The organism is Kitasatospora sp. NPDC056446 (assembly GCF_042796115.1).
Taxonomy (GTDB): Bacteria; Actinomycetota; Actinomycetes; order Streptomycetales; family Streptomycetaceae; genus Kitasatospora.
In genome coordinates this window covers 1-26,072 of sequence record NZ_JBHTRF010000102.1, presented here as the reverse complement: position 1 = coordinate 26,072, position 26,072 = coordinate 1, and the positions used below count along the sequence as shown (strand labels likewise).

Genomic DNA, 26,072 nt, shown 5'->3' with positions numbered 1-26,072 from the left:
CCGCGCCGCCGGCCCCGCCGGTCGGGGCGGTGGTCGAACCGCCGGCCGCGCCGCCCGCGGTGGCGGCACCCCCGGCGGTGGCGCCCGGGGCCCCGCCGGTCGGGGCCGGAGCGGCGCCGGTGGCACCGCCCGTCCCGGCCGGAGTGTCCGCGTTGTCCGGGCCGCAGGCCGCGAGCGACAGCGCGGTGGCCGCCGCCAGGGCGGCGAAGGTCAGCTTGGTGGTGTACGAACGCATGATGCGCTTTTCTCCCGGGCGCGCGGCCGCGAACCGTATGCCGGCCTGCCCAGTGCGGCGCCGCCCTCTCGTGACAGGAAGGGTCGAAGACGAAATGGGTTCAGCGGGCAAGAAGCCGTCCCCCGATCTGGCTTTCGGTCAGGGACCATACCAGCCATCCGGATTGCCGAACGGGCTGTGGCGAGCTCGTGGCCGGGCCGGGTCCAGCCGGTGAAACACCCTGCGGGCGACCTGCGCGAATCGCGTAGATTTCGGGGGTGACGGCGGGCCCGGGCCGCCGTACCCGCACCACACCGGAAGGGCGTACAGCGAGATGAGCGAGGACTCTCTGCGGGAGGAGGTGCTGACCGCACGACGGATCGTGGTCAAGGTCGGCTCCTCCTCACTCACCACGGCGGCCGGCGGGCTGGACGCCGACCGCGTCGACGCCCTCGTGGACGCGCTCGCCAAGGTGCGCAACCGCCCGGAGCCGCCGGAGGTGGTGCTCGTCTCCTCCGGCGCCATCGCCGCCGGGCTCGCCCCGCTCGGCCTCGACCGGCGCCCCAAGGACCTGGCCCGCCAGCAGGCCGCCGCCAGCGTCGGCCAGGGGCTGCTGGTCGCCCGGTACACCGCCTCCTTCGCCCGGTACGGCATCCGGGTCGGCCAGGTGCTGCTCACCGCCGAGGACGCCAGCCGCCGCGCCCACTACCGCAACGCCTACCGCACCCTGGACCAGCTGCTGGCGATGGGCGCCATGCCGATCGTCAACGAGAACGACACCGTGGCCACCGCCGAAATCAAGTTCGGCGACAACGACCGGCTCGCCGCGCTGGTCGCCCACCTCGTCCGGGCCGACCTGCTGGTCCTGCTCTCCGACGTGGACGGCCTGTACGACGGCGACCCGTCCCGCCCCGGCACCAGCCGGATCGAACGGGTCGCCGGCCCGCACGACCTCGACGGCATCGAGATCGGCAGCGCGGGCAAGGCCGGCGTCGGCACCGGCGGCATGGTCACCAAGGTCGAGGCGGCCCGGATCGCCACCGGCGCGGGCATCCCGGTCGTGCTCACCGCGGCCAGCCAGGCCGCCGACGCCCTGGCCGGCCGGCCCACCGGCACGCTCTTCCTGCGCACCGGCGCCCGCACCTCCGACCGGATGCTCTGGCTGGCCCACGCGAGCAGCCCGCGCGGCACCCTGCACCTGGACGCGGGCGCCGTCGAGGCGGTCGTCTCCGGCGGCGCGTCGCTGCTGCCGGCCGGGGTCACCAAGGTCGACGGGGAGTTCGCCGCGGGTGATCCGGTGGACCTTCTTGCCGAAAACGGCCACATCGTGGCTCGCGGACTGGTCAACTTTGATGCGAGGGAGTTGCCCCGCCTGCTCGGCCGGTCCACCCGCGACCTGGCCCAGGAGTTCGGCGCCGCGTACGAGCGCGAGGTCGTCCACCGCGACGACCTGGTCGTTCTGCGCGGCTGACCGGCCCGGCGGGCCGGCACCGGCCGCCGGCCGATCGGCGCAGCGCGGACGCCGGGCCGCTCCGTACCGGGAACGGCCCGGCCACGGGCGAGGAGGGGCGCAGCCGTACCGCCGGCCGAGGGCCGGCGGGGCCGGTGGGGACGACACGACATCGCCGAACAGGAGGCCGTCCGTGGAACGCAGGCGCGAGGCAGCGCTGACCGGAGGGACGGCGGGCCGGCGGCTGACCAGCATCGACGGCGGACGCGGGGACGGACCCGCCGAGCCGGCCGGTCCGCCGTCCCAGGGGCCCGGCGGGATGCGCAGGCTGCGGCCCCAGCGCACGGACGCGGCGGAGCCGCCCACCGTGCCCGAGCAGGCCCGGCTGTGGCACGTGGTGCTGAGCGTGGCCGGGCAGGTCACACCGCTGACCTCGCTGCGCGCCTCGCTGGAGCGGCTGGCGCACGACCACTCGTTCTTCCTGACCGCCCGCTACGCGGCCGACCACGCCGAGATCCGGTACTGGGAGCAGGCCCGGGACCTGCACGACGCGGCGGCCATCGCGCTGCGGCTCTGGGGCGAGCACAAGGTCACCGCGAACCTGCCGCCGTGGGAGATCGTCGGGCTGGAGGTGGTCGACCGGGCGACGTACCACAAGCGGGTGGCGGAGGGCTTCGGCGATCCGCCGAAGCACCTGGGCGGCGTGCACCCGTACTGAGCCCCCGGCGGGGCCCTGCCCGGGCCCCGGCGGTGCGCCGCAGGTGTTCCGCCGGTGCCCCCGGCGGCGTTGCGGCGGACCGCCCGGCGGACGGTCCGCCCGGTGTCTCACCGGGCGAAATGCGGGCGGGCGGGGCGGGCGCAGTCGCTACCCTTGGCGGCATGACCAGCGACCTCGCCCCCGCCGACAGCCCCGTCCTCGCCGTAGCGCGCCGAGCCCGGGACGCCGCCGCCGCGCTCGCCCCGCTGCCGCGCGGGGTGAAGGACGCCGCGCTGCTGGCGATCGCCGACGCGCTGGTGGCCCGCAGTGCCGAGATCGTCGCGGCCAACGCCGAGGACGTGGCCCGGGCCCGGGCGGCCGGGACGGCCGAGTCGGTGGTCGACCGGCTGACCCTGACCGACGAGCGGGTCGCCGCGATCGCCTCCGACGTGCGCGACGTGGTCGGCCTGCCCGATCCGGTCGGCGAGGTGGTGCGCGGCTACACCCTGCCGAACGGCCTGGACGTACGGCAGGTGCGGGTGCCGCTCGGCGTGGTCGGCATCATCTACGAGGCCCGCCCCAACGTGACCGCGGACGCCGCCGCGCTCTGCCTCAAGTCCGGCAACGCGGTGCTGCTGCGCGGCTCGGCTTCCGCCTACCGCTCCAACACGGCGCTGGTCGGGGTCCTGCGGGACGCCGTCACGGCGGCCGGGCTGCCCGCCGACGTGATCCAGCTGGTGCCGGGGGAGAGCCGGGAGTCCGTGCAGGAGCTGATGCGCGCCCGCGGCCTCGTCGACGTGCTGATCCCGCGCGGCGGGGCCTCGCTGATCCGTACCGTCGTGGAGGGTTCGACCGTTCCGGTGATCGAGACCGGCACCGGCAACTGCCACGTGTACGTGGACGCCGAGACCGACCTGGCGATGGCCGTCGGCATCCTGCTGAACTCCAAGGCCCAGCGGGTCAGCGTGTGCAACTCGGCCGAGACGCTGCTGGTCCACCAGGACGTCGCGGACGCCTTCCTGCCGCTCGCGCTGGCCGCCCTGGCCGAGGCCGGGGTGACCGTGCACGGCGACGAGGCGGTGCTCAAGGCCGCCGAGGGCGGCCCGGCCACCGTGGTGCCCGCGACCGACGAGGACTGGGGCGCCGAGTACCTCTCGCTGGACCTGGCCGCCGCCGTGGTGCCCACGCTGGAGGCCGCCGTCGAGCACATCCGCCGCTGGTCCTCCGGCCACACCGAGGCGATCGTCACCACCTCGCAGGCCGCGGCCCGGCGGTTCACCCGACTGGTCGACTCGACCACGGTCGCCGTCAACGCCTCCACCCGGTTCACCGACGGCGGTGAGTTCGGCTTCGGCGCGGAGATCGGCATCTCCACCCAGAAGCTGCACGCCCGCGGCCCGATGGGCCTGCCCGAGCTGACCAGCACCAAGTACATCGTCACCGGGGACGGGCACGTACGGGGCGAGGCGGCGCAGACCGTCGGCGGGTCCCCGGACGTCCGCTGAGCGGTGCGCGGGCGGTGCCCGTCACACGTGTGACGGACCAACTGCCGGGAGCCACAGACAAAACGCCCGACCGGTAATACGCTGAATCCGTGGCTGAGGATGTGGGGGGTTTGCCGTACCCCGACGGCGCCGACCACGGTGGTGCGGACGACGAGTTCGCCACCGTGGTCTTCGATGAGGCCTTCGTCCGGTCCGCCGCCGTGCACGAGCCGACCGCCAAGGAGCGGCAACTCGCCGCGGCCGAGGCCCGGTTCGAGCCGGACACCGCGGGCCCGGGCTGGGGCTATGACGTCTCGGCCGGGGACGGGCTGCCGCTGGAGCTGCGCCCGCACCCGAGCGGACCGGACGCGGACCACTACTACTCCGACCCCTGGTCGGGCCCCGGCAGGCCGGTCGGCCGCCCGGGCCGGCGGCGATGGCGGCGGGGCTACGACCCGGTGCGCGCCCGCGGCCGGTACGTGGCCCAGCAGCGCTGGCACCGGCCGGTGGCCTGGGTGCTCGCCGTGATCATGGGCGTGAGCCTGGTCGCGGTCGCGGTCGCGGCGATCTCCCAGGGCGTGGGCGGCTCCTCGGACGCGCCCCGCAGGCCGGAGTCCGGCAGCAGCAGCGCCGGGACGGACCCGCGGCCCGTACCGGCCGAACCGTCGCTGGTGGTCACCGCCCCGGTGCCTTAGGGCCCGTCCCAGGGCCCGTCCGTCCCGGGCGCCGTTGTAGGCGCGCGCCCCGGGCGGGTGGTCACGGAGCGTCCCCGGGAATCTGCGCAGGGGCCCTCGTGGCGGCGCGGGTGTCCGCCTACCCTGGAGTTATGGGTGACCCGCGAGAGCCTCCTGAGGGTACGCCCGAGGGCGGTTCGGGCAACGAGGACGAGTTCCGGTCCGTCGTCTTCGACGAATCGTTCGTCCGGGCTGCCCGGATCCAGGAGCTGTCCGCCCGGGAGCGGCTGGCCGGCTCCTTCGGCAAGGCCACCCGGCAGCGGGTGCGGCTCGGCCCGCTGGGCAGCGTGCCGCGCCAGGCGCTCGCGCTGCTGCTGCTCATCCTGCTCGCCTTCGGGGCCGCGGTGTACTTCGGGGTCAGCTCGCCGAAGGGGATCGCGGCCCGGCCCGAGGGCAGCCAACTGACCGTCAGCCTGGTCGCGTTGAGCCCGGCTTCGGCGGTCCGCCCGGTCGCCGACCCGGCGAACCCCTTCGCCGCGCTGCCGGCCGGGTACGGGGACGGCACGATCGGGCTGAACACCCCGACCGGGGCCGCCACCGAGCACTTCAGCCGGGTCGAGGTGACCAAGGCGCTCGACAGCGTCCAGCGCTACCTGGTGGCCTCCTCCCTGGCCCCCGCCGCCCTGGTTCAGGGCGCCACCGCCGACGTCCGGGCCTTCGTCACCCCCGGCGAACAGGCCGAGTTCGACGCGAGCGTGTCCCAGCCGGTGGACGACCGGCACCACGCGGTGACCGGCTGGGTGGTCCGCTTCGACCCGGCGCGGGTCGCGCTGGCCTCGGACAGCGTCAAGGTCGCCGGTGCGATGCGGATCGACGAGGCGGACGCCGGCACGCTGCAGATCACCACCGACCACACCTTCGTCTACGCGCTGAAGCCGGCCGGGGCCCCGACCGGAGCGCCGGTCACCCTGGAGACCGTGCGGCGGCAGCTGACCTTCCAGTTCGACCGGGTCGACCTGGCCTCGGCGCAGCTGCGGCTGGTGGACTCGGTGCTGGAGGCCGGTCCGGCGCCCTGCGGCACCTCGATGGCGGGGTTCCTGCAGCCGGTGCTGGCCACCGCGCAGGGCACGGCGGTCGCGCCGCCGACGGCGGTCGATCCCGGCAACCACGCGCGGCCGTCGTGGCAGGTGTGCGGGGTGCTGGCGGGCAGCTGAGGCCCGGGGCCGCGGACGGGCGAGGGGCCGGGGCCGGGCGAGGGGCCGGGGTCGGGGCCGGGCAAGCGGACCGGGCTGGGGGACGGGGGCGAGGAATGGCCGGACGGCCGGACGGCCGGTGACCCGGGGAGGGTCACCGGCCGTCGTCGGTGTCGGGCATCCGGTCCGGTGCCCGGCGTGGTGCCCGGTCCGGTCCGGTGCGGCACCTCGGTGCCGGGTGCTTCGCGCCCGGGGTCAGCTGTCGCTGCGGTCGGTCGGGCCGTTCGAGCCGTTCGAGCCGCCGCGGGGGCCGCCGGTGAAGGTGTCGCGGAGCTTGCCGCCCACGGTCGCGGCGCCGCCGGCGACATCCCGGAGCAGGCCCATCAGCGGGTCCTTGCTCTCCTTCACCGAGGTCGTGTAGTGGTCGGCGGCGGCCTTCCACTGCTCGCCGACCGAGGTGTCCGGGTCGTCCGCGCGGCGCGGGTAGGCGCCGGACAGGATCGAGCGGTACTCGTCGCTCTCCGCCCACTTCTTCAGCTGGGCGACCCGGACGACGGCGAAGGGGTGGGTCTGCGGCAGCACCTGGAGCAGCTTGAGCACGCCGTCGCGCAGGTCGCCGGCCTTCTCGTACTCCTCGGCCTGCTCCAGGAAGGCGTCCACGTTCATCTCGGCCAGGTTGTGCCCGCCGGCCAGCTTCATCAGGGCCCGCATGGATGCCTGGAGGTCCTGCCCGGCGAGCAGGCCGGCCCGGTCGCTGGACAGCTCCGCCTTGCGGAACCACTCCTTGAGCGCGGTGACGACGGCCATGATCGCCAGGTTGCCGAGCGGCACCCAGGCGATCCGGGTGGCGATGTTGGTGAGGATCATCAGCATCGTCCGGTAGACGGCGTGGCCGGACATCGCGTGGCCGACCTCGTGCCCGACGACCGAGCGCAGCTCCTCCTCGTCGAGCAGCTCGACCAGGCCGCTGGTGACCACGATGATCGGGGTGTCGATGCCGATGGTGAACGCGTTGACCGTCGGGTCCTGGGTCACGTACAGGTCCGGGACCTGCTCCAGGTCGAGCACGTAGGCGGCGTCGCGCACCATGTCGTACAGCTCGGGGAACTGGCGCTCGGAGGTCTTCACGGCGGTGGCCAGGAACATCAGGCGGATCGCGCGCTCGGAGACCAGCCCGGCGAGCTTCTTCAGGATCTCGTCGAAGCCGGACAGCTTGCGCAGGGCGACCAGCGCCGAACGGTCCGCCGGGTGCTCCCAGGCCCGGGTGGAGATCCCGGGGAAGCGCTCGCGACGGCGGCTCGGGGTCTTCGCGGTCGTTTCGGTCATGGTGTGCGTACCTCCTGGTCGACGGCGGCCGCGGCCCGCTGGCCGGCCCCCCGCTGGTCTTCGCCTGCAACGACTGTCTGTGCAACGTCCGTGGTTGCGTACTCGTCCCCGGGCCGGTGCCCGCGGGGGCGGTGCCCGCGGGCCGCGCCGTGTCGCGGGGGCCGGTGGGCGGCGCCGGTGTGAAGCCGGTCTACCCTGAATGCCCTGGAGAACCGAGACCGGACCCGGCCGCGGTACCGAGCAGTTCGAGGAGCCCCGCAGATGTCCACCGACACGCTTGTCAGCCTGGCCGCGCCCATTTCCAACGAGGCCGGTCCGGGCCTCTTCCTGCGGATCATCGTGATCGCGTCCTTCGTCGGCATCGGCCTGCTGGTCTGGGTGATGGCCCGCGCCTTCCGCGGCAACTAGGCCCTCCCTCCCGGCCGGGGCCTGCCGGGGCCCGGGTGCCGCCCGCCGGGCCCGCGCGCCCGCCCGCGCCGTCCGGCCGCGCTCACGCCCGGTCAGCGGCGGTGGGCCGCCGAGCGGTTGTCCTGTAACCCCCCGTACGATGACGGGTGGGCCTTCGCCGGCCCGGCACAACCCCCAGGTCCGTCCACCGAGCCGAGAAGGTCCCGCCGACCATGAGCACTGCTGCCGCACTCCCCGTCCTGAACCTGCTCGCCGAGGGCGAGGGGGGCAACCACGACAGCCTGAACCCGCTCCTGACGGGTGGCGCCGCCCTGGTGATCCTGCTGCTCCTGCTCTTCGTCACCACCCGCTTCAACCGGGACCGCTGAGCCCGCTCCGCGGACCGCTCGGGGAGTGTCCGGCCGGTGGCCGGACGCTCCCTCACGCATCTGCCGACAACCCCCACCGGGGCGTTCCCGCACCGTAACGCGCGTCGCGTAAGGTGTGGCGGCATGGGAGAGCAGGCCGGGAATCCCGGCGGACCGGAGCCGGTGAAAAAGCGCCTCGGGGTGATGGGCGGCACCTTCGACCCGATCCACCACGGCCACCTCGTCGCCGCCAGTGAGGTCGCGAGCGCGTTCCACCTGGACGAGGTGATCTTCGTCCCGACCGGGCAGCCGTGGCAGAAGAGCGACCGGCACGTCACCCCGGCCGAGGACCGCTACCTGATGACGGTCATCGCCACCGCCGAGAACCCGCAGTTCTCGGTCAGCCGGATCGACATCGACCGCGAGGGCCCGACCTACACCGTCGACACCCTGCGCGACCTGCACGCCCTGCACCCGGACGCCGACCTCTTCTTCATCACCGGAGCCGACGCCCTCGCCCAGATCCTGTCCTGGCGCGACTCCGACGAACTCTTCTCGCTGGCCCACTTCATCGGGTGCACCCGCCCGGGGCACACTCTGTCGGACGCCGGGCTTCCGGTGGGCGGGGTCTCCCTGGTGGAGGTCCCGGCGCTGGCCATCTCCTCCACGGACTGCCGGAACCGGGTCGCCAAGGGCGAGCCGGTCTGGTACCTCGTCCCGGACGGCGTGGTCCGCTACATCGACAAGCGGGCGCTGTACGCGCCGCGCGGGACCTGAGCCAGGAGCGGCGCATGACCGAACGCAGCGACGGCCGGCAGCGTCCGGAGGACTGGTCCACCGGACAGTTCCAGCAGCCGTACCAGGGGTACCAGCAGCAGGCGCAGCCGCAGCAGCAGCAGGCGTACGAGCCGTACGAGCAGCAGCAGCCGCAGTACGACCAGTACGGGCAGCCGGTGTACGGGCAGGACCCGTACGGCTACCAGCAGCAGGGGTACCAGGGGCAGCCAGGACAGCAGGGGCAGCAGGGCCGGCAGGGGTACGACGGGTACCAGCAGCCGGGGCAGTTCCCGCAGCAGCAGCAGGCGTACGAGCCGTACGAGCAGCAGCAGCCGCAGTACGACCAGTACGGGCAGCCGGTGTACGGCCAGGACCCGTACGGCTACCAGCAGCAGGGGTACCAGGGCTACCAGCAGCCGTACCCGGCCGAGGCCACCGCACCGGCCGTCACCGAACCGCAGGCGCAGCCGGAGCCCGAGCCCGAGGCGCCCGCCGCGCCCGCGCCCGTGCCGTCGCGCCCGCGGGTGCCCAGGCCCGCGGCGGAGGCCGCTCCGGCCAAGGCCGCCGGGGCGCCGTCCGAGCAGGTCGCCGGGGCGCGTGGCGGCAAGGGCGGCAAGGCGTCCGGGGACAGCTACGCCACGGGCGAGTTCACCTTCGTCGACGAGGAGGCGGAGGAGACCGAGGACGTCATCGACTGGCTGAAGTTCGCCGAGTCCCGCAGCGAGGTGCGCGCCGAGCGCCGCCGCAAGCTGCGCACCCGGCTGATCGGCCTCGGTGTGGTGGTGGCGCTCGCGGCGGGCGGTGTCGGCGGCTACCTGTGGTTCTCCGGCGGCAAGCCGACCGCGGCCGCCGCGGCGGGCGGGCGCCAGGTCAACGTCGTCCACCTGCGCGACCTCCAGGGCAAGGTGTCCAGCGCGCTGCTGGTCGACGACGCCTCGGGGAAGAAGGGCACGGTGCTGCTGCTGCCCGACAACCTGCGGCTGCCCGGCCCCGCCGACCCGCCGGTCACCACCATGGGCCAGGCGATGGACGCCATCGGCGCCTCGGCGACCCGCGACGGCCTGTCCACCGTGCTCGGCGCCCCGGTGGCCGGCACCTGGCGGCTGGACACCCCGTACCTGGAGCTGCTGGTCTCCCAGCTCGGCGGCGTCCGGGTGGACACCAACGCCGAGACCCACGAGGGCGGCAAGCCGGACGGCAAGCTGCTGTCCGCGGCCGGGAAGAACACCCTGCTCGGCGGAAAGGCCGCGGTCGCGTACGCGACGCTGCAGAACCCCGGCGAGACCCGGGACACCCAGCTGGCCCGCTTCGGGCAGGTGATGGACTCGGTGGTGCGCACCATGCCGACCGAGTTCAAGGACGCCAAGGACGACGTGCACCGGATGAACGCGGTGCTCGACCCCTCGCTGCCCGAGGACGCCCTCGCCGGCGTGCTCACCCAACTCGCCCAGCAGGCGAAGGACGGCCACTTCGGCACCACCGCGCTGACCGTGAAACCGGACGGCAGCCTGGACGAGGCGACGGCCGGCAAGCAGGTCAAGGACGTGCTGGGCGGCACCGTGAAGTCCGCGGCCGCCGGCGACGCCCCGGCCCGGGTCGCGCTGCAGGACTCCAGCGGCAACGACGCGGCGGCCGCCGCCGCGCAGGTCCAGATCGTCAACTCGGGCCTGACCTTCATCCCGGGCGGCGCCAAGGCCGCCGCGCAGGCCACCAGTGAGATCCGCTACACCGACGACGCCCGGCAGGCCGCGGCGAAGTCGCTGGCGGCCAGCCTCGGCCTGCCGGACACGGTGGTGAAGAAGGTGACCGGCGACACCCAGAACGCGGACCTGCTGGTCGTGCTGGGCAAGGACTACCAGCTGCCGAAGAACCCGTAGGACGGCGGCCCCGCCCCGGCGGACGGGCCCCGGGCGGCAGCACTGCCCGGGGGATCCCGTCCGGGCGCGCGGGCCGGAGGCGGCACGGCGGCCCGGGCGGGCCCGGAAAACGGTTCCGGGCCCGCCCGGGCGGCGTGAGATCCTGGAAGGCGACCCCGGCCACGCGCCGGGGCGCGCCCCAAGCCGCCGAGCCGGAAGAACACCGTGACCGTTACCGACCACAGCCAGCAGCTCATCAACGTCGCCGCGCAGGCGGCGGCCGACAAGCTGGCGCACAACATCATCGCGTTCGACGTCAGCGAGGTGCTGTCGATCACCGACGCCTTCGTGATCGCGTCCGCGAGCAACGACCGCCAGGTCCGCGCGATCGCCGAGGAGATCGAGGACCAGCTGCGCGAGCAGCTGGACATCAAGCCGGTGCGCCGCGAGGGCGAGCGCGAGGGCCGCTGGATCCTGCTCGACTACCTGGACATCGTCGTGCACGTCCAGCACTCCGAGGAGCGCTCCTTCTACTCGCTGGACCGCCTCTGGAAGGACTGCCCCGAGCTGCCGCTGCCCGAGGACGCCCTGGCCTCGCGCAACCGCCCCGACGCCCACACCGACGAGGCCGGCAACGCCGTCGCCCCGGCCGACGACTTCGGCAAGCCCGAGGACTTGCACTGAGCGGGGGCGCGCGGGGCCCGCGCATCGTCTTCTGGCGGCACGGCCAGACGTCCTGGAACCTGGAATCGCGGTTCCAGGGCACCACGGACATCGAGCTGACCGGCCAGGGCGTCCTCCAGGCCCAGCGGGCGGCCCGGCTGCTGTCCGGGCTCCGCCCCGACCTGCTGATCTCCTCGGACCTCAAGCGCGCCCGACGCACCGCCGAGGAGCTGGCCGCGGTCACCGGGCTGGACGTGACGCACCACGAGGGCCTGCGGGAGACGTACGCGGGCTCCTGGCAGGGCCTCACCAACGCCGAGATCCGCGAGCGCTTCCCGGAGGAGTACGCCGCCTGGGCGGCCGGGGAGCCGGTGCGGCGCGGCGACGACGGCGAACTGGCCACCGAGGTCGCCGACCGCTCGGTGCCGGTGGTGCTGGAGGCCGCGGCCAAGCTGCCGGACAGCGGCACGCTGGTCGTGGTCAGCCACGGCGGGACGATCCGCACCATGCTCGGGCGGCTGCTCGGCCTGGAGCCGGCCCAGTGGGAGTGCTTCGGCGGGCTGTCCAACTGCTGCTGGTCGGTGCTCGGCCGGGGCGCGCGCGGCTGGCGCCTGCTGGAGCACAACGCGGGCACGCTCCCGCAGCCGGTCATCGGCGACGACACCTGAGCGGTTCCGGCACGGCGCGGTGCGGTGCGGTGCCCCGGCGGCGGGTTCTCCTCCGGAGGGGGCTCGTACGCCGGGCCTGTACGCCGGGCATGCGCGCCTGATTCGTACGCGGGGCCTGCGCGCCGGGTCCGTGCACCGGGTCGGTGCGCCGGGGCCGTGCGGCGGGGCGTGTGAGCGGCGCGGGGGCCTCGGGCGGGGCCCTCGCCGGGGGCCCGGGGGAGCGGATTTCGCAGTTCCGGCCCTGACCAGCTAGAGTCTTCCTCGTTCGCACGGAAGGAAAACGCGGCCCGGAAGGGAAGCGGAAGATCCGGTGAGTGCGGGGCTGTAGCTCAGTTGGTAGAGCGCTTGCATGGCATGCAAGAGGTCCGGGGTTCAATTCCCCGTAGCTCCACTCCGCATCGGCGGTCGTGGTCATCCAGGGTCGCCCGTGTCGCGGGGCTGTAGCTCAGTTGGTAGAGCGCTTGCATGGCATGCAAGAGGTCCGGGGTTCAATTCCCCGTAGCTCCACAGTAGTTCGGGAGGCCGTCACCCACCGGGTGGCGGCCTCCCGGCGTTCCGGGCCCACGGCCCCGCCCGGCCCGCCGCACCCGGCCCGCCGCGCCCGCTACACGCAGATGTGCGCCCAGCCGCCCGGCGGCAGCGAACCCAGCCGCTCGACCCGCTCCCGGTCCTCCGGGCCGTCCGGCACGTAGATGACGATGTAGCACTCCGGCACACCCGGCATCGTCAGGTACGTGGCGTTCACCCGCAGCACCCCGAGCTCCGGATGACGGAACCGCCGCAGCCAGCTCTCCGGCAGCGCGACCTCCTGGCGGTCCCACAGCTCCCGGAACAGCGCGCTGCGCGCCGACAGCCGCTGCACGTGCTCCTCCCACACCGGCTCGCCCACGTGCTTGCCGTAGGCCGAGCGCAGCACCGCCACCATCCGCGGCAGGGCCTCGTCCCGGTTCTCGCACGGATTGCAGCACGGCGGGGCCGTCAGCATGCACGAGAGGCTGTTGAAGAACACCCCCCGGGACGGACGCATCCGCGCGGTGCCGAACAGCGAGCGGTACGGCCCGTTGTGGCTCAGCACGTCGAAACGGGTGTTGGAGACCGCCGCCGGCAGCGGCGCCAGCGAGTCCAGGATCACCTGGATCGACGGGTCCAGCTCCGGAGGGGCCGGCCGCGCGTACGGCGAGGGCGACATCCCGGCCAGCCGGAACAGGTGCTCGCGCTCGGTGCCGTCCAGCCGCAGCGCCCGGGCCACCGCCAGCAGCACCTGCTCGCTCGCGTTGATCGGCCGCCCCTGCTCCAGCCACGTGTACCAGGTCACCCCGACCCCGGCCAGTTGCGCGACCTCCTCGCGCCGCAGCCCCGGCGTCCGGCGGCGCAGCCCGGGCGGCAGCCCGACCTCCTCCGGGGTGACCCGCGCCCGGCAGGCCTTCAGGAAACGGGCCAGTTCGGTGCGGCGGCGGTCGCGCCCGCCCGCGGCGGTGGGCAGTTCCTCCAGGACGGTCATGGCCACCATCGTGCCGCAGGCCCGGCACGCGATACAGGTGCTGCCGGTACCAGGATCGGCAGGCTCTAACCACCAGTACCGGAGCGCCCGCAGGCTGGTCCCCATGACGGACCTCCAGACCCGGCCCGGTGTGGCCGGCGGCACCACCGCGGACCCGGCCGTACGGCCCGGGCTGCTCCTCGCGCTCGTCCTGTGCGGGCAGTTCATGGCCGTGCTCGACGTCTCCATCGTCAACGTCGCGGTGCCCACCATCCGGACCGACCTCGGTGCCTCCGGCGCCGCCCTGCAACTGGTGATCGCCGGCTACACCATCGCCTACGCCGTCCTGCTGATCACCGGCGCCCGGCTGGGCGCCCGGTACGGCTACAGCCGGCTGTTCCAGCTCGGCCTGGCCGCCTTCACCGCCACCTCCCTGGCCTGCGGCCTCGCCCCGACCACCGGCTGGCTGATCGCCTTCCGGCTGCTCCAGGGCGCCGGCTCGGCGCTGATGGTGCCCCAGGTGATGAGCCTGCTCCAGCGCACCTTCACCGGCACCGCCCGCACCCGGGCGCTCGGCCTCTACTCGGCCGTCCTCGCCGGGGGCATGGGGATCGGCCAGGTGCTCGGCGGCGTCCTGGTCAGCGCCGACCTGTTCGGCAGCGGATGGCGGCCGGTGTTCCTCGTCAACGTGCCGATCGGCCTGCTGCTGCTCGCGGTCGGCTCCCGGCTGCTGCCCCGGATCCCCGGCGACGCCACCCGCGGCTTCGACCTCCCCGGCCTGGTCGTGCTCGGCGCGGCACTCGGCCTGCTGGTGGTGCCGCTCGTCCTCGGCCACGAACTCGGCTGGCCCGCCTGGGGCTGGGCGATGATCGCGGGCGGTGTGGTGCTGTTCGGCCTGTTCGTGGCCGTCGAACGCCGGATCGCCCGGCGCGGCGGCCGGCCGCTGATCTCCGGCCGGGTGCTGAGCGCCCCCGGACTGCGCCCGGCCGCGGCCGGACTGTTCTCGATCATGGCGGCCTTCTCCGGCTTCATGTTCGCCTTCGCCCTGCACCAGCAGGCCGCGCTCGGCCACACCGCACTGGAGGCCGGACTCTGCTCGGCACCCGTCGCGATCGGCTTCGGCCTGTCCAGCATGCACTGGCACCGGCTGCCCGGCCGGCTGCACGGCACCCTGCCGGTGCTCGCCGGCGTCCTCCTCGGCGGCGGCTACCTGCTGCTGGGGGTGCTGCTCGGCGGCGGCGCCGAGGTCGGCACCTGGCCACTGGCCGAGATGAGCGTGCTCGGCCTGGTCGCCGGCTGCGCGTACGCACCGCTGTTCGCCCGGGCCCTCGCGGGGGTGGCGCCCGGGGACGCGGCCGACGCGAGCGGGGTGATGGTGACGGTCATCCAGCTCGGACAGGTGGTCGGGGTCGCGGTGCTCGGCTCGGTGTTCCTCGGGCAGGTCGACCTGCCCGCGCCGGCCGCCGAGTCGGGGCACGCGCTGCGGACCACGCTGCTGGTCAACACCGTCGCGGTCCTGGCCGCCGCGGGCTTCGCCGCGCGCAGCCGGCGGGCGGCGCGGTAGCGGGGCGGGTGCGGGGCGGGGCGGGGCGGGTCGGGTTCGGGGCCGGCGGGGCCGGCGGGGGCGGGGGGCCGGGCGTGGCAGGTGCGGCGGGCCCCCGGGAGCGCTCGCCCACCCGGTCCGTCCGCGCCCGGCGGGCGGGCCCCGGGAAACGGATTTCGGGAGCACGCCCCGGACCGTGTAAAGTAATCGATGTCGCCAAGGGAAACCGGACGGAAACGGCCGAAAAGCCCGGGTGACAACGAAGGTCAAGGGGCTGTAGCTCAGTTGGTAGAGCGCTTGCATGGCATGCAAGAGGTCCGGGGTTCAATTCCCCGTAGCTCCACAGTGATGGAAGAGCCGCCTCCCGTTTCGGGAGGCGGCTCTTCGCCGTTTCGCCCGTGGGACCGGCGGGACGGCCCGCAATCCCGCTACCGTCGTGCCATGGCCGATCTGGAGCGAAGGCGGAACGAGGAACTGGCCCGGATACTCCACCAGCTCGGATGGAGTCCGGAACGGCTCGCCCGCGAGGTGAGCCTCGCCCTGCCGCCGGGCCTGGCCATCAGCTCCACCGCCCCGTACAAGTGGCGCGACCGCGGCATGGTGCCGCGCAGCCCGCACGACCAGGCGGTCTGCGAGGTGCTCAGCCGCACCCTCGGCATCGCCGTCACCTACGAGCAGCTCTGGGGCCGGATGGGCGGCCACCGCGGCGCCAAGATCCTCTCGCCCCGGCTGCTCACCGACCCGTGGACCGCCGACACCGCCCAGACCGCGCTGCGCGAGGCCGCCACCGACGCCGGGCCGGTCCGCCTCACCGACCTCTTCCGCAACGCCGACCTCGACCAGGCCGCCGCCCGGCTCGCCTCCCCGCCGCCGCCCGTCGGCGGCGGCGAGGGCGCGCTGCGCGTCGAAGCCGCACTGGCCGGCGAACTCGGCCTCTCCTACCGCAGCAAGCAGCGGCTCGAACGCGCCTGCGGCGGCGGCCTCGTCCTCGGCCCCACCCGGGCCGAACTCGCCATGCTGGCCAAGCTGCTGGAACTCGGCTCGTACGACGAGCGGCTGGGCCGCGAGCTGTACGGCACGGCCAGCAGACTCGCCCGGCTGGCCGGCTGGGCCGCGTACGACCTCGGCCACGACGCGGCCGCGCAGCGCGCCTTCGTCGCCGCGATGCGCGCCGCCCACGTCAGCGGCGATGCCCGGCTCGGCGTCCCCGTGCTCGGCGCCCTGGTGGTGCTCGCCACCCAGGGCCCCGGCGGACGCGGCCTGGACGCCGTCTCGGCCCTGGAGACCGCCCTGGCGGCCCACGGGGCCGTACTCAGCCCCACCGGGCGGGCCCGCCAGCTCGGCCGGCTCGCCCGCGCGTACGGCCGCCGGGGCGAGCCCGAGCGGGCCGAGGCCGCCGCCGCCCGGGCCTTCGCCGAACTGGACGGCGTACCCGGCGCCGAGGAGGCCCGCGCCTCCGTCGCCGGCATGGTGGGGGAGGGGCGGCTGGCACTCGGCCGACCCCGGCCGGCGAAGGCGCTGCTGGCCGAGGCCGTGGCCGGGCTCGGACCCGGCCGGGCCCGCGCCAAGGCACTGCTGATGGTGCGCCTCGCCGAGACCCACCGGCGGCTCGGCGACCAGCGCGAGGCGGCCCGCACCGCGGCGCTGGCGCGCTCGCTCGCGGCGGGGATGCAGTCCGAGCGGTTGGCGAAGGCGCTGCGGGACTTCGACGCGGCGGGGCGGGCGGCGGCCCGGTGAGGCCGGCGGCGCGGTGAGGCCGGCGCAGCGCGGTGGTGGCGGCGGGGGAGGCGGTGCGGGTGGTGGCGGGGGTGGTGGCGCCGCCGAGCAGGAGAGCAGGAGAGCAGGAGAGGGGGCGCGGCGGGGCGGCTCCGGTGCTGCTCGCGCGGCCGCCCGGGCGGTATACCCCCGCAGTGCGCCGGACCGCTTGCGGTACCCTGAGCCCATGCGAACCGTGCGCCTGCTCCTTAGCCGGCCGCGCTGACCAGGACCGGCTGCGCCCCCGGGCGGTGCCGGAGTCGGCGTGGCGTCCCCTCCTGCGAGGGGATTTTTTGTTTTCCGCCCCCGACCCCGACCCGGGCCGGGTCCCGGGCCGGCCGCCTGCGCGGTTCGCCAACCGACACCGATGGAGCTTGAAGGACCATGAGCGAGACGACCCCTGCGTCCGGCGCGGCCGAGACCGTGACCGAGCCGTTCCGGTACAGCGCCGCGCTGGCGGCCGAGATCGAGTCCCGCTGGCAGGACATCTGGGAGAAGGAGGGCACCTTCCACGCCCCCAACCCCACCGGTGCGCTGGCCGACCCGTCGGCCGGTGACGTCGCCGCGAAGCCGCACAGCTTCATCATGGACATGTTCCCGTACCCGTCGGGCGCGGGCCTGCACGTCGGCCACCCGCTGGGCTACATCGCCACCGACGTCTTCGCCCGCTACCAGCGGATGACCGGCCACAACGTGCTGCACACGCTGGGCTACGACGCCTTCGGCCTGCCCGCCGAGCAGTACGCGGTGCAGACCGGCACGCACCCGCGGATCTCCACCGAGGCCAACATCGCCAACATGCGCAAGCAGCTGCGCCGGCTGGGCCTGGGCCACGACCCGCGCCGCTCGATCTCCACGATCGACCCGGACTACTACCGCTGGACCCAGTGGATCTTCCTGCAGATCTTCAACTCCTGGTACGACGACGCCGCCGGCAAGGCCCGTCCGATCGCCGAACTGGTCGCCGCCTTCGAGGCCGGCACGCGTGAGGTCCCGGGCGGCCGCGCCTGGGCCGAGCTGTCGAACGCCGAGCGCGACGAGGTCCTGGGCGAGTACCGCCTGGCCTACGCCAAGGAGGTGCCGGTCAACTGGTGCCCCGGCCTGGGCACCGTGCTGGCCAACGAGGAGGTCACCGCGGACGGCCGCTCCGAGCGCGGCAACTTCCCGGTGTTCAAGTCCAACCTGCGCCAGTGGATGATGCGCATCACCGCGTACTCCGACCGGCTGATCCAGGACCTGGACCTGCTGGACTGGCCCGAGGCCATCAAGCTGCAGCAGCGGAACTGGATCGGGCGCTCCGAGGGCGCCCGGGTCGACTTCGCCGTCGGCACCGGCGAGAACATCACCGTCTTCACCACCCGCCCCGACACCCTGTTCGGCGCCACCTACATGGTGCTGGCCCCCGAGCACGGCCTGGTCGACTCCATCGTCCCCGCCGCCTGGCCGGAGGACGTGCCCGCCGAGTGGACCGGCGGCGCGGCCACCCCCGCCGAGGCCGTCGCCGCCTACCGGGCCGCGGCCGCCGCCAAGTCGGACGTCGAGCGACAGGTCGAGGCCAAGGTCAAGACCGGTGTCTTCACCGGCGCCTACGCCGTCAACCCGGTCAGCGGCGCGTCCGTCCCGGTGTTCATCGCCGACTACGTGCTGATGGGCTACGGCACCGGCGCCATCATGGCCGTCCCCGCCCACGACCACCGCGACTTCGCGTTCGCCCGCGCCTTCGCCCTGCCGATGCGCTGCGTCGTCCGGCCGACGGACGGCCGCGGCGAGGACCCGGCGCAGTGGGACGACGCGTTCGACACCTACGACTCCGTCATCGTCAACTCCGCGCGCCCCGAGGGCGACCTGTCGCTGGACGGACTGAGCGTCGTCGACGCCAAGGCCCGCGCCACCGCCTGGCTGGCCGAGCGCGGCATCGGCGAGGGCACCGTCAACTACCGCCTGCGCGACTGGCTGTTCAGCCGCCAGCGGTACTGGGGCGAGCCCTTCCCGATCGTCTACGACGAGGACGGCGTCATGCACGCCCTGCCCGAGTCGATGCTGCCGGTCGAGGTCCCCGAGGTCGACGACTACTCGCCGCGCACCTACGACGCGTTCGACTCCGCGTCCTCCCCCGAGACCCCGCTGTCGCGCAACGAGGCCTGGGTCCAGGTCGAGCTGGACCTGGGCGACGGGCCGAAGAAGTACCGCCGCGAGACCAACACCATGCCCAACTGGGCGGGTTCGTGCTGGTACGAGCTGCGCTACGTCGACCCGACCAACTCCTCGGCGGTCGTCGACCCGGCCAACGAGCAGTACTGGCTGGGCCCGACGGCCACCAAGCCGGCCGGTGGCGCCGACCTGTACGTCGGCGGCGCCGAGCACGCCGTGCTGCACCTGCTGTACGCGCGCTTCTGGCACAAGGTGCTGCACGACCTGGGCCACGTCTCGTCCGTCGAGCCGTTCCACAAGCTGTTCAACCAGGGCATGATCACCGCCGACGTCTACCGCGACGAGCGCGGCTTCCCGGTGCCCGCCACCGAGGTCGAGGAGCACGACGGCGGCTACTCGTGGCAGGGCGAGCCGGTCAAGCGCGAGGCCGGGAAGATGGGCAAGTCCCTGAAGAACGCCGTCGCGCCCGACGACATCGCCGACGAGTACGGCGCCGACACGCTGCGCCTGTACGAGATGTCGATGGGCCCGCTGGACGTCTCCCGCCCCTGGGACACCCGCGCCGTCGTCGGCTCCTACCGCTTCCTGCAGCGGCTGTGGCGCAACATCGTCTCGGAGACCACCGGCGACCTGGTCGTCACCGAGGACGCGCCGGACGAGGCGACGCTGCGCGCCCTGCACAAGGCGATCGACGGCATCCGCGCCGACATGGCCGGCCTGCGCTTCAACACGGCCGTCGCCAAGGCGATCGAGCTGAACAACTTCCTGGTCAAGCGCGGTTCGACGCCGCGGGCGGTGGCCGAGCAGCTGGTGCTGATGGTCGCGCCGCTGGCCCCGCACATCACCGAGGAGCTGTGGCGCCGACTGGGCCACGGCGAGTCGCTGGCGCACACCGACTACCCGGTCGCCGACCCGGCGTACGTGGTCGACGAGTCGGTGACCTGCGTGGTGCAGATCAAGGGCAAGGTGAAGGCCCGGCTGGAGGTCGCGCCGAGCATCTCGGACGCCGAGCTGGAGGCGCTGGCGCTGGCGGACCCGGCGGTCGTCGCGGCGATCGGCGGCGCGCAGGTGCGCAAGGTGATCGCGCGGGCTCCGAAGCTGGTGAACATCGTCACCGGGTGACGGTCGGGCTGTGGCTGTGGCTGTGGCTGTGGCTGTGGCTGTGGCTGTGCCTTCGGCTTCGGTTTCGGCTGAGGTTCGGTTGAGGGCCGGGCTTCGGTTTCGGGCCGGTCGGCCGGGCTGGGGCCGCGGGCCGCGCGTGGGCTCGGAGCTGATCGGGCGGGTGTTCTTCGGGGCGCCCGCCCGCTGCCTTTGCGGGCCCGTGCCCTGCCGCCCGGGGCGGATCGCTTCCGCCGGAGCCCTCGGGGAGATCCCGGATCTGTCCCTGATCTCCTCCCGCCGACCCCGTTCGGACCACCCTCGGAACGGATCCGGCGGCTACCGTGGAACCCTCGGTGACGCGGCCCGCGTTGGGCCCGGTGGGGACCGAGACGGCAGCGGCGGAAGGTGGCGCGCGATGGACGTGTTCGGCGTGATGATCGGGTTGGCCCTGCTCATCGGGATCACGGTGGTCGTCCTGGCGGTGGTCGGCACGGTCAAGGCGGCCAAGGCCGTCGGCGCGAAGATCGAGAAGCACGAGGCCAACGCCCGGCGCGCCGTCGAGACCGCCACCCTCAAGGCGAAGACGTACACCAAGATCGGCCCGCCCGCGCAGATCGCCACCGTCCGGCTGGGCCTGCGGACCTCCCTCGACGGCACCCGGCAGGTGCTGGAGAGCGGGCTCGCGCAGGACGGCCAGCTCGGCGAGTCACTCGCCCTGCTGACCCGTCTCGACGCCCACGCGGCCGAGCTCGACGGCGAGTTGCGGACCCTCGAACGCGAGCCGGACACGGCGCGGATCGCCGCCAAGCTGCCGGAACTGCGTGAACGGGCGGAGCGGATCACCCACGCCGCGGAGACCATGCGCTGGGCGGCGCAGGACCGGATGCACCGGTTCGCGGACGACGAGCTGAGCCGGCTCAGCCAGGAGTGCGAGAGCGAGGCGGGGGCGCTGCGGCACTGGGACGGTGCTGGTGCTGGTGCTGGTGCTGGTGCTGGTGCTGGTGCGGGGGCCGGGTCCGGGTCCGGTGTGCGGGGCGGTGCGGGTTCCGGCGGTTCGGGTTCGGCGGGTTCGTCCGCGGGTTCCGCCGGGGGCGCCGCCCGGGCCGGGCTGACGGACGGGAAGGGGCGCCCGAGCGCGGAGGAACTGCTCGGGCTCGCCGATCCGCTGGCCAAGCTGGCGCAGCGGCTGCGCAAGCCCTCCGCAGGGCCCTCGGCGAGCTGAGGTCCCAGGGCCCTCCCGGGAGCTGCCCCCGGGGGCCCGCAGGCAGCGCGGGGGCGGCCGTCGGCGGGCGCTGTCCTCGCACACCGACGGGGAGTAACCTCCGCCTCATGCCCTCCGACCTCGCGCTCGTCACCGATTCCACGGCCTACCTGCCGCAGGAGGCCCTCGACCGGCACGGGATCACGGTGGTCCCGCTGAGCGTCGCGATCGGTGACACGGTGCTGAGCGAAGGCGTCGAGATCTCCCCGAAGGACGTCGCCGAGGCGCTGCGCGGCAAGCAGCGGGTGACCACCTCCCGGCCGAACCCGGAGACCTTCGCCGCCGCCTACCGGGCAGCCGCCGAGGCCGGGGCCACAGGGATCGTCTCGGTGCACATCTCGGGCGAACTGTCCGGCACCGTCGAGGCCGCCCGGCTGGCGGCGGCCGAGGCACCCGTACCGGTGCGCGTGGTGGACAGCCGACTGGTCGGGATGGCGCTCGGGTACGGGGTGCTCGCGGCGGCCGACGCGATCGCGGCCGGGCAGGGCCTGGCGGAGGCCGCCGAGGCGGCGGCCCGGCGGGCCGCCGGGACCAGCGGGTACTTCTACGTCGACACCCTGGAGCACCTGCGCCGCGGCGGACGGATCGGGGCGGCGCGGGCACTGCTCGGGTCGGCGCTGGCGGTCAAGCCGCTGCTGCACCTGGACGGGGGGCGGATCGAGCCGCTGGAGAAGGTGCGGACGGCGTCGCGGGCGATCGCGCGGCTGGAGGAGATCGCGGTCGAGCGGTCGGGGGAGCGGGAGGTCGACATCACCGTGCACCACCTGGCGGCCGAGGACCGGGCCGAGCCGCTCGCGGAGCGGCTGCGGGCACGGGTGCCGGGGCTGCGGGAGCTGTACGTCGGCGAGGTGGGGGCGGTGATCGGCGCGCACGTCGGGCCGGGGCTGCTCGCGGTGGTGGTCGCGCCGCGCTGAGGCGGGCGGGGGCGACCGGCCGGGGCTCGGGGGGATCGCGGGCGTCAGGGGCCCCCGTAGGTCAACTTCCGGGTGCCGTGCTCGCTCGTGTGAGTGACATCCTTTGTCCACAACCCCCGGGTTATCCACAGGATTTCGGTCGTTTCCGCACGCTCGCCGGAGGACTCCTACCGTCCTCGGCATGACGACCATGGGCCTGGGCGCGGCGAAGCGCCAAGCGATCAACGAGACGGTGCGGCTGCGGATGGCTGCGCTGCTGCCGACGGAGGACGAGCCGGGGGACGACGAGCCGGGGGACGACGGGCCGGTGGGCGGCGCGGGTGGTGTGGGTGGTCCGGGCGGCGCGGGTGGTCCGGGCAGTGCGGGCGGCGTGGGTGGCTTCGGCGGTGGGGGCGGTAGGGGCGGTTCCCCGGGGCCGGCTCCCGGCGGGGTGCCGCAGCCCCCGGGTGCGGACGATGCGGCGGATCCGGCGGATCCGAGCGCCGACGCGGGTCCGCCCGGCGGCGGGGCGCGTCCGCGCTTCGCCTCGTTCACCTCGTTCGCTTCGGCCGTGGCGCTCGACCGGCGTGCCGTGGCCGGGCTGGTCATCCTGCTGCTGTTCGCGGTCGGCTACGCCGTACAGCACTTCTGGCTGGCCAGACCGGAGACGGTCGCGGTGCCCGCGCTGGCGGCTTCCTCGACGCTGTCGGCGGGCGGCGGGCCGGCCCTCGCCGACGCCGTGTCAGGGGCCGGACCACCCGAGGCCGCCACCGCTGCCACCGCCGGCACCGGCCTCCCCGGTGCCGGTGCCGGGGCGGCCGTCGTGGTCGACATCGGCGGGCGGGTCCACATCCCCGGACTGCACACCCTGCCCGCCGGCTCGCGGGTGGCCGACGCCCTGCGGGCGGCAGGTGGCGTGCTGCCGGAGACGGACACCAGGAACCTCAACCTGGCCCGGGTCCTGACGGACGGTGAGCAGCTCCTGGTCGGCGAGCAGGTCCAGCCTCCCGCGTCGGCCGCCGGAAGCGGTGCCGGGCTCCCCGGCCCCGCCACGCCCCGACCATCCGTCAGCCTCAACCGGGCCACCCTCGAACAGCTCGACACGCTTCCCGGCGTCGGCCCGACCCTCGCCCAGCGCATCCTCGCCTACCGCACCTCGCACGGCTCTTTCCGCTCCCTCGACCAGCTCCGGCAGGTCAGCGGCATCGGCGCCCGTACGTACGCGGAACTCCGGCCACTGCTCACCCTCTGACGCCGCCCCGCCCGCTCATCCCGGTCCCGAAGGGAGGCACCGCTATGTCCGCCACCGCATCGACCCCGCAGACCCGCTCCCCGGGCGCCGACTTCCGGCTGCTGCTGCCGGCCGTCTCGGCCTGGGCTGTCACGGCGGCACTCCTGCGCCTGGAGCCCGGGTGGGAGGCCCCCGTCTTCGCGACGGCCGGCGCCGCCGCGCTCGGGGCCGTCCTACTGCTCGTCCGGCCGGGCGTCCTGCACCGGCGAGGGGCCGCGGCAACGGTGGCCGCCGTCCTGCTCACCGGAGCGGCTGCCGCCGTCGCGACCCCGCTGCACACCGCCGATCTGCACCGAGGTCCGCTGGCGGAGCTCGCCCGCGCGGCCGAGCACGCCGCACCGCCGTCGCCGACCGCGCCCGCCCGGGCGGTGGAGGTGGAGCTGACCATCGCGGGAGACCCGGCGGTCCACACCTCCCGGGGCGGCACCACCGGCGGGCAGCCGCTCCTCGTCGTGGACGCGGTGGCCGACCGGGTCGCCCTGCTCCCCGACGGGCCGACCACCCGGACACGCACCCCCGTGACCGTCATGGTCCGAGGGGCGGAGGGCGAACCCTGGCAGCGGCTGCTGCCGTCCGAGCGGCTGGCCGTGGAGGCCGAGGTGCGACCGGCCGGTGAGGGGCACGACACCGAGTCCGCGGCGCTGCTGGTCGCCCACGGCCCGCCCCGGCAGCTGGCGCCGCCCAGCCTGCCGCAGCGGATCGCCGGGCGGCTGCGCGAGGGCCTGCGGACGGCCACCGACGGGCTCCCGCCGGACGTGCGCGGACTGCTCCCGGGCCTGGTCGTCGGCGACACCTCGCGCCTGCCCGCCGACCTGGAGGACGCCTTCCGGGCCACCGACCTGGTCCACCTGGTGGCCGTCAGCGGGGCGAACCTGGCGATCGTCCTCGGCGCGCTGCTGGGCGCACCCGGCCGGGCCGGCACGGCGGAACGGCGCGGGCTGGCCCCGGTGCTGGGGCTGTCGCTGCGCACCGGCGCGCTGCTCGGCACAGGACTGACGCTGGCCTTCGTGACCGTATGCCGCCCCGAGCCCAGTGTGCTGAGGGCGGCCGGGACGGGGCTGATCGGCATGCTGGCCCTGGCCACCGGCCGTCCCCGCCAGGCGGTGCCCGCGCTCGCCGGGGCGGTGCTGGTGCTGGTCCTGCTGGACCCGTTCCTGTCCCGCTCGTTCGGCTTCCTGCTCTCGGTGCTCGCCACGGCGGGGCTGCTCGTCCTGGGGCCGCACTGGGCCGAGGCCCTGCGGGCCCGGCGCTGGCCGCACCACCTGGCGGGCGCCCTCGCGGCGACGGCCGCCGCGCAGGCGCTGTGCGCACCGGTGACCGTGGTGCTGTCCGGGCACATCAGCCTGATCGGCATCCCGTGCAACCTGCTGGCCGAGCTGGCGGTGGCCCCGGCGACACTGCTCGGCTTCGGAGTGCTCGTCCTCCAGCCACTCCTGCCCGATGTGGCCCACCTGCTCGCGGTTCCGGCCGGGATGCCGGCCGGCTGGCTCGCCCTGGTCGCGCGACGCGGCGCCGAGCTGCCTGGCGGCCAACTGATCTGGCCGGGAGGCTGGTTCGGAACGGTGACGGTCGCACTGGTCGTCCTGGGGACCTGCTGGGCGGCGCCGCTCCTGCTGCCCCGACGGACGGAGCCCGGCATCCGGGCGCCCGCCACCGTCCGGCGCCGCAGTGCGCGGGCGGTGGTCACAGGAGCGCTGCTGGTGATCCTGCTGGCCGCCCTGCTGCGCCCGCCGCAACTCACCCGGATCGCCACCGGCTGGCCGCCGCCGGGGTGGCGTCTGGCGATGTGCGACGTGGGCCAGGGGGACATGCTGGCCCTCGCGGCGGGACCGCCGGGCAGTGCGGTGGTGATCGATGCCGGGCCGGACCCGAACGGGGCCGACAGATGCCTTCGCGACCTCGGCATCACGACGGTGCCCTTGCTGTTGCTGACCCACTTCCACGCCGACCATGTCGAGGGCGTGCCAGGGGTGCTGCGGGGCCGCAGGGTCGGGGCGGTCGAGGGGACGACGCTGGACGAACCACCGGGCGAGGCGGCCCGGGTGCGGGGCTGGGCCGCAGGTGCGGGAGTCCCGATGCTGAGGGCGGGCCGCGGTGAACGGCGGTCGGTCGGCCCGGAGGCGGCCTGGGAGGTGGTGTGGCCCGTTCCCGGGTCGGGCGTCGAGGCGCCCGGGGCGAACAATGCGAGCGTCGCATTGCTGGTGTCACTGACAGGAGGACTACGGATGGCACTGCTCGGGGATCTCGAACCGCAGGCCCAGTCGGCTCTGCTGGGCCGCCTGGGGAGGGTCGACGTGCTGAAGGTCGCGCACCACGGCTCGGCCCACCAGGACTGGGACCTGGCCGGCGCCCTGAGGCCCCGGCTGGCCCTCATCTCCTGCGGGGAGGACAACGCGTACGGGCACCCGTCCCCGAAGACGGTCGACCGTCTGCGCGCGCTCGGCGCGACCGTCCTGCGGACCGACCGGGTCGGCGACATCGCCGTGACCGGCGACTCCCCGGCCACCCTGGGTGTGGCCGTCCACCCGCAAGCCACCCACGCGGCCCACAAGCCCCGTGTTCGCGCCCGCGCCGCCGACTCGGCGGCCTCCACCCGCCCCGAGCAGACCCCCGGTACACCCCGGGCCCCGCCCGGGTGACCCGTCCCGCGCCTCCTCTCCTCCCCAACCACGAAGTGGGGGATGGGAAGTGGTTGGGGGTTGGGGAGGAGAGGAGGCGCGGGCGCAGCCCCGGCAGAAACGTTTCGGGGGGGGCCGCGGGCGGGCCCCCGCGCGCCCCCAACAGACAGGCGGGGGGGGGGCTGTGTGAGATTTAAAAAAAAAAAAAGAGACGCAATAGTG

General features: G+C 74.7%; 20 protein-coding genes, 3 tRNA genes and 1 pseudogene. 21 read left to right on the top strand and 3 right to left on the bottom strand.

The features are described from left to right. A pseudogene (locus ACFQ6N_RS36740) lies at positions 1 to 235 on the bottom strand (hypothetical protein); the annotation flags it as partial. Positions 236 to 548: 313 nt separating this feature from the next. Here ACFQ6N_RS36740 and proB point away from each other — a divergent pair. The 5 genes from proB (at position 549) to ACFQ6N_RS36715 (ending at position 5,733) form a co-directional block, all read left to right on the top strand. After that, the gene (proB, locus tag ACFQ6N_RS36735) at positions 549 to 1,685 is read left to right on the top strand and encodes a glutamate 5-kinase (RefSeq protein ID WP_380658444.1); all 1,137 of its coding nucleotides are present in this window, start codon (positions 549 to 551) and stop codon (positions 1,683 to 1,685) included. A 172-nt stretch (positions 1,686 to 1,857) separates the two neighbouring features. Next, the gene (locus ACFQ6N_RS36730) at positions 1,858 to 2,382 is read left to right on the top strand and encodes a hypothetical protein (protein ID WP_380658443.1); all 525 of its coding nucleotides are present in this window, start codon (positions 1,858 to 1,860) and stop codon (positions 2,380 to 2,382) included. A 161-nt stretch (positions 2,383 to 2,543) separates the two neighbouring features. Continuing rightward, entirely contained in the window at positions 2,544 to 3,866 is a 1,323-nt protein-coding gene (locus ACFQ6N_RS36725; protein ID WP_380658442.1) for a glutamate-5-semialdehyde dehydrogenase, read from the top strand. Between the two features lie 89 nt (positions 3,867 to 3,955). Beyond that, positions 3,956 to 4,540 (top strand): hypothetical protein, encoded by a 585-nt coding sequence (locus ACFQ6N_RS36720; protein ID WP_380658441.1) that lies wholly within the window; start codon positions 3,956 to 3,958, stop codon positions 4,538 to 4,540. Between the two features lie 131 nt (positions 4,541 to 4,671). Further along, complete coding sequence (locus ACFQ6N_RS36715; RefSeq protein WP_380658440.1) at positions 4,672 to 5,733, top strand: hypothetical protein; 1,062 nt, start codon at positions 4,672 to 4,674, stop codon at positions 5,731 to 5,733. A 234-nt stretch (positions 5,734 to 5,967) separates the two neighbouring features. Here ACFQ6N_RS36715 and ACFQ6N_RS36710 read toward each other — a convergent pair whose 3' ends face one another. Next, entirely contained in the window at positions 5,968 to 7,038 is a 1,071-nt protein-coding gene (locus ACFQ6N_RS36710; RefSeq protein WP_380658439.1) for a M48 family metallopeptidase, read from the bottom strand. A 261-nt stretch (positions 7,039 to 7,299) separates the two neighbouring features. Here ACFQ6N_RS36710 and ACFQ6N_RS36705 point away from each other — a divergent pair, with 261 nt between their 5' ends. The 8 genes from ACFQ6N_RS36705 (at position 7,300) to ACFQ6N_RS36670 (ending at position 12,264) form a co-directional block, all read left to right on the top strand. Continuing rightward, positions 7,300 to 7,446 carry a hypothetical protein gene (locus tag ACFQ6N_RS36705; RefSeq protein WP_380658438.1) on the top strand — a complete coding sequence of 49 codons (147 nt, stop codon included), beginning with the start codon at positions 7,300 to 7,302 and terminating at the stop codon, positions 7,444 to 7,446. A 212-nt stretch (positions 7,447 to 7,658) separates the two neighbouring features. Continuing rightward, on the top strand, positions 7,659 to 7,814 hold the full coding sequence (locus tag ACFQ6N_RS36700; protein ID WP_167344219.1) for a hypothetical protein: 156 nt from the start codon (positions 7,659 to 7,661) through the stop codon (positions 7,812 to 7,814). Positions 7,815 to 7,937: 123 nt separating this feature from the next. Then, positions 7,938 to 8,570 carry a nicotinate-nucleotide adenylyltransferase gene (gene nadD / locus ACFQ6N_RS36695; protein WP_350525617.1) on the top strand — a complete coding sequence of 211 codons (633 nt, stop codon included), beginning with the start codon at positions 7,938 to 7,940 and terminating at the stop codon, positions 8,568 to 8,570. A gap of 14 nt (positions 8,571 to 8,584) precedes the next feature. Next, entirely contained in the window at positions 8,585 to 10,447 is a 1,863-nt protein-coding gene (locus ACFQ6N_RS36690; RefSeq protein ID WP_380658437.1) for a LytR C-terminal domain-containing protein, read from the top strand. A gap of 204 nt (positions 10,448 to 10,651) precedes the next feature. Next, on the top strand, positions 10,652 to 11,110 hold the full coding sequence (gene rsfS / locus ACFQ6N_RS36685; RefSeq protein WP_380658436.1) for a ribosome silencing factor: 459 nt from the start codon (positions 10,652 to 10,654) through the stop codon (positions 11,108 to 11,110). Next, a complete protein-coding gene (locus tag ACFQ6N_RS36680; RefSeq protein WP_380658445.1) occupies positions 11,107 to 11,757 on the top strand; it encodes a histidine phosphatase family protein in 651 nt (216 codons plus the stop codon). The genes rsfS and ACFQ6N_RS36680 overlap by 4 nt, the downstream gene beginning before the upstream one ends. A gap of 318 nt (positions 11,758 to 12,075) precedes the next feature. Next, positions 12,076 to 12,148: transfer RNA gene (locus ACFQ6N_RS36675), tRNA-Ala, on the top strand. Positions 12,149 to 12,191: 43 nt separating this feature from the next. Continuing rightward, a tRNA-Ala gene (locus tag ACFQ6N_RS36670) sits at positions 12,192 to 12,264 on the top strand. Positions 12,265 to 12,361: 97 nt separating this feature from the next. Here ACFQ6N_RS36670 and ACFQ6N_RS36665 read toward each other — a convergent pair. Beyond that, positions 12,362 to 13,258, bottom strand: coding sequence for a helix-turn-helix transcriptional regulator (locus ACFQ6N_RS36665; protein ID WP_380658435.1), 897 nt, complete (start codon positions 13,256 to 13,258; stop codon positions 12,362 to 12,364). Here ACFQ6N_RS36665 and ACFQ6N_RS36660 point away from each other — a divergent pair. The 8 genes from ACFQ6N_RS36660 (at position 13,257) to ACFQ6N_RS36625 (ending at position 25,871) form a co-directional block, all read left to right on the top strand. Continuing rightward, entirely contained in the window at positions 13,257 to 14,801 is a 1,545-nt protein-coding gene (locus ACFQ6N_RS36660; protein WP_380658433.1) for an MFS transporter, read from the top strand. The genes ACFQ6N_RS36665 and ACFQ6N_RS36660 overlap by 2 nt on opposite strands. A gap of 249 nt (positions 14,802 to 15,050) precedes the next feature. Further along, a tRNA-Ala gene (locus ACFQ6N_RS36655) sits at positions 15,051 to 15,123 on the top strand. Positions 15,124 to 15,221: 98 nt separating this feature from the next. After that, entirely contained in the window at positions 15,222 to 16,517 is a 1,296-nt protein-coding gene (locus ACFQ6N_RS36650) for a hypothetical protein (protein ID WP_380658432.1), read from the top strand. A 402-nt stretch (positions 16,518 to 16,919) separates the two neighbouring features. Then, positions 16,920 to 19,808 carry a leucine--tRNA ligase gene (leuS, locus tag ACFQ6N_RS36645; RefSeq protein WP_380658431.1) on the top strand — a complete coding sequence of 963 codons (2,889 nt, stop codon included), beginning with the start codon at positions 16,920 to 16,922 and terminating at the stop codon, positions 19,806 to 19,808. Between the two features lie 394 nt (positions 19,809 to 20,202). Then, positions 20,203 to 21,009 (top strand): hypothetical protein, encoded by an 807-nt coding sequence (locus ACFQ6N_RS36640; protein WP_380658430.1) that lies wholly within the window; start codon positions 20,203 to 20,205, stop codon positions 21,007 to 21,009. Positions 21,010 to 21,116: 107 nt separating this feature from the next. Next, positions 21,117 to 21,962 (top strand): DegV family protein, encoded by an 846-nt coding sequence (locus tag ACFQ6N_RS36635; RefSeq protein ID WP_380658429.1) that lies wholly within the window; start codon positions 21,117 to 21,119, stop codon positions 21,960 to 21,962. Between the two features lie 181 nt (positions 21,963 to 22,143). Further along, on the top strand, positions 22,144 to 23,193 hold the full coding sequence (locus ACFQ6N_RS36630; protein WP_380658428.1) for a helix-hairpin-helix domain-containing protein: 1,050 nt from the start codon (positions 22,144 to 22,146) through the stop codon (positions 23,191 to 23,193). 44 nt (positions 23,194 to 23,237) lie between these two features. After that, positions 23,238 to 25,871: a ComEC/Rec2 family competence protein gene (locus ACFQ6N_RS36625; protein ID WP_380658427.1), complete on the top strand. Its 2,634-nt coding sequence runs from the start codon at positions 23,238 to 23,240 to the stop codon at positions 25,869 to 25,871. The last annotated feature ends 201 nt before the right edge of the window (positions 25,872 to 26,072 follow it).

Bases quoted from the DNA above. Each gene is read 5' to 3' on its own strand.
- proB (WP_380658444.1), top strand. From the start codon at position 549: ATGAGCGAGGACTCTCTGCGGGAGGAGGTGCTGACCGCACGACGGATC.
- ACFQ6N_RS36725 (WP_380658442.1), top strand. From the start codon at position 2,544: ATGACCAGCGACCTCGCCCCCGCCGACAGCCCCGTCCTCGCCGTAGCG.
- ACFQ6N_RS36715 (WP_380658440.1), top strand. From the start codon at position 4,672: ATGGGTGACCCGCGAGAGCCTCCTGAGGGTACGCCCGAGGGCGGTTCG.
- ACFQ6N_RS36710 (WP_380658439.1), bottom strand. From the start codon at position 7,038: ATGACCGAAACGACCGCGAAGACCCCGAGCCGCCGTCGCGAGCGCTTC.
- ACFQ6N_RS36705 (WP_380658438.1), top strand. From the start codon at position 7,300: ATGTCCACCGACACGCTTGTCAGCCTGGCCGCGCCCATTTCCAACGAG.
- ACFQ6N_RS36700 (WP_167344219.1), top strand. From the start codon at position 7,659: ATGAGCACTGCTGCCGCACTCCCCGTCCTGAACCTGCTCGCCGAGGGC.
- nadD (WP_350525617.1), top strand. From the start codon at position 7,938: ATGGGAGAGCAGGCCGGGAATCCCGGCGGACCGGAGCCGGTGAAAAAG.
- ACFQ6N_RS36690 (WP_380658437.1), top strand. From the start codon at position 8,585: ATGACCGAACGCAGCGACGGCCGGCAGCGTCCGGAGGACTGGTCCACC.
- ACFQ6N_RS36660 (WP_380658433.1), top strand. From the start codon at position 13,257: ATGGCCACCATCGTGCCGCAGGCCCGGCACGCGATACAGGTGCTGCCG.
- ACFQ6N_RS36665 (WP_380658435.1), bottom strand. From the start codon at position 13,258: ATGACCGTCCTGGAGGAACTGCCCACCGCCGCGGGCGGGCGCGACCGC.
- ACFQ6N_RS36650 (WP_380658432.1), top strand. From the start codon at position 15,222: ATGGCCGATCTGGAGCGAAGGCGGAACGAGGAACTGGCCCGGATACTC.
- leuS (WP_380658431.1), top strand. From the start codon at position 16,920: ATGAGCGAGACGACCCCTGCGTCCGGCGCGGCCGAGACCGTGACCGAG.
- ACFQ6N_RS36640 (WP_380658430.1), top strand. From the start codon at position 20,203: ATGGACGTGTTCGGCGTGATGATCGGGTTGGCCCTGCTCATCGGGATC.
- ACFQ6N_RS36635 (WP_380658429.1), top strand. From the start codon at position 21,117: ATGCCCTCCGACCTCGCGCTCGTCACCGATTCCACGGCCTACCTGCCG.
- ACFQ6N_RS36630 (WP_380658428.1), top strand. From the start codon at position 22,144: ATGACGACCATGGGCCTGGGCGCGGCGAAGCGCCAAGCGATCAACGAG.
- ACFQ6N_RS36625 (WP_380658427.1), top strand. From the start codon at position 23,238: ATGTCCGCCACCGCATCGACCCCGCAGACCCGCTCCCCGGGCGCCGAC.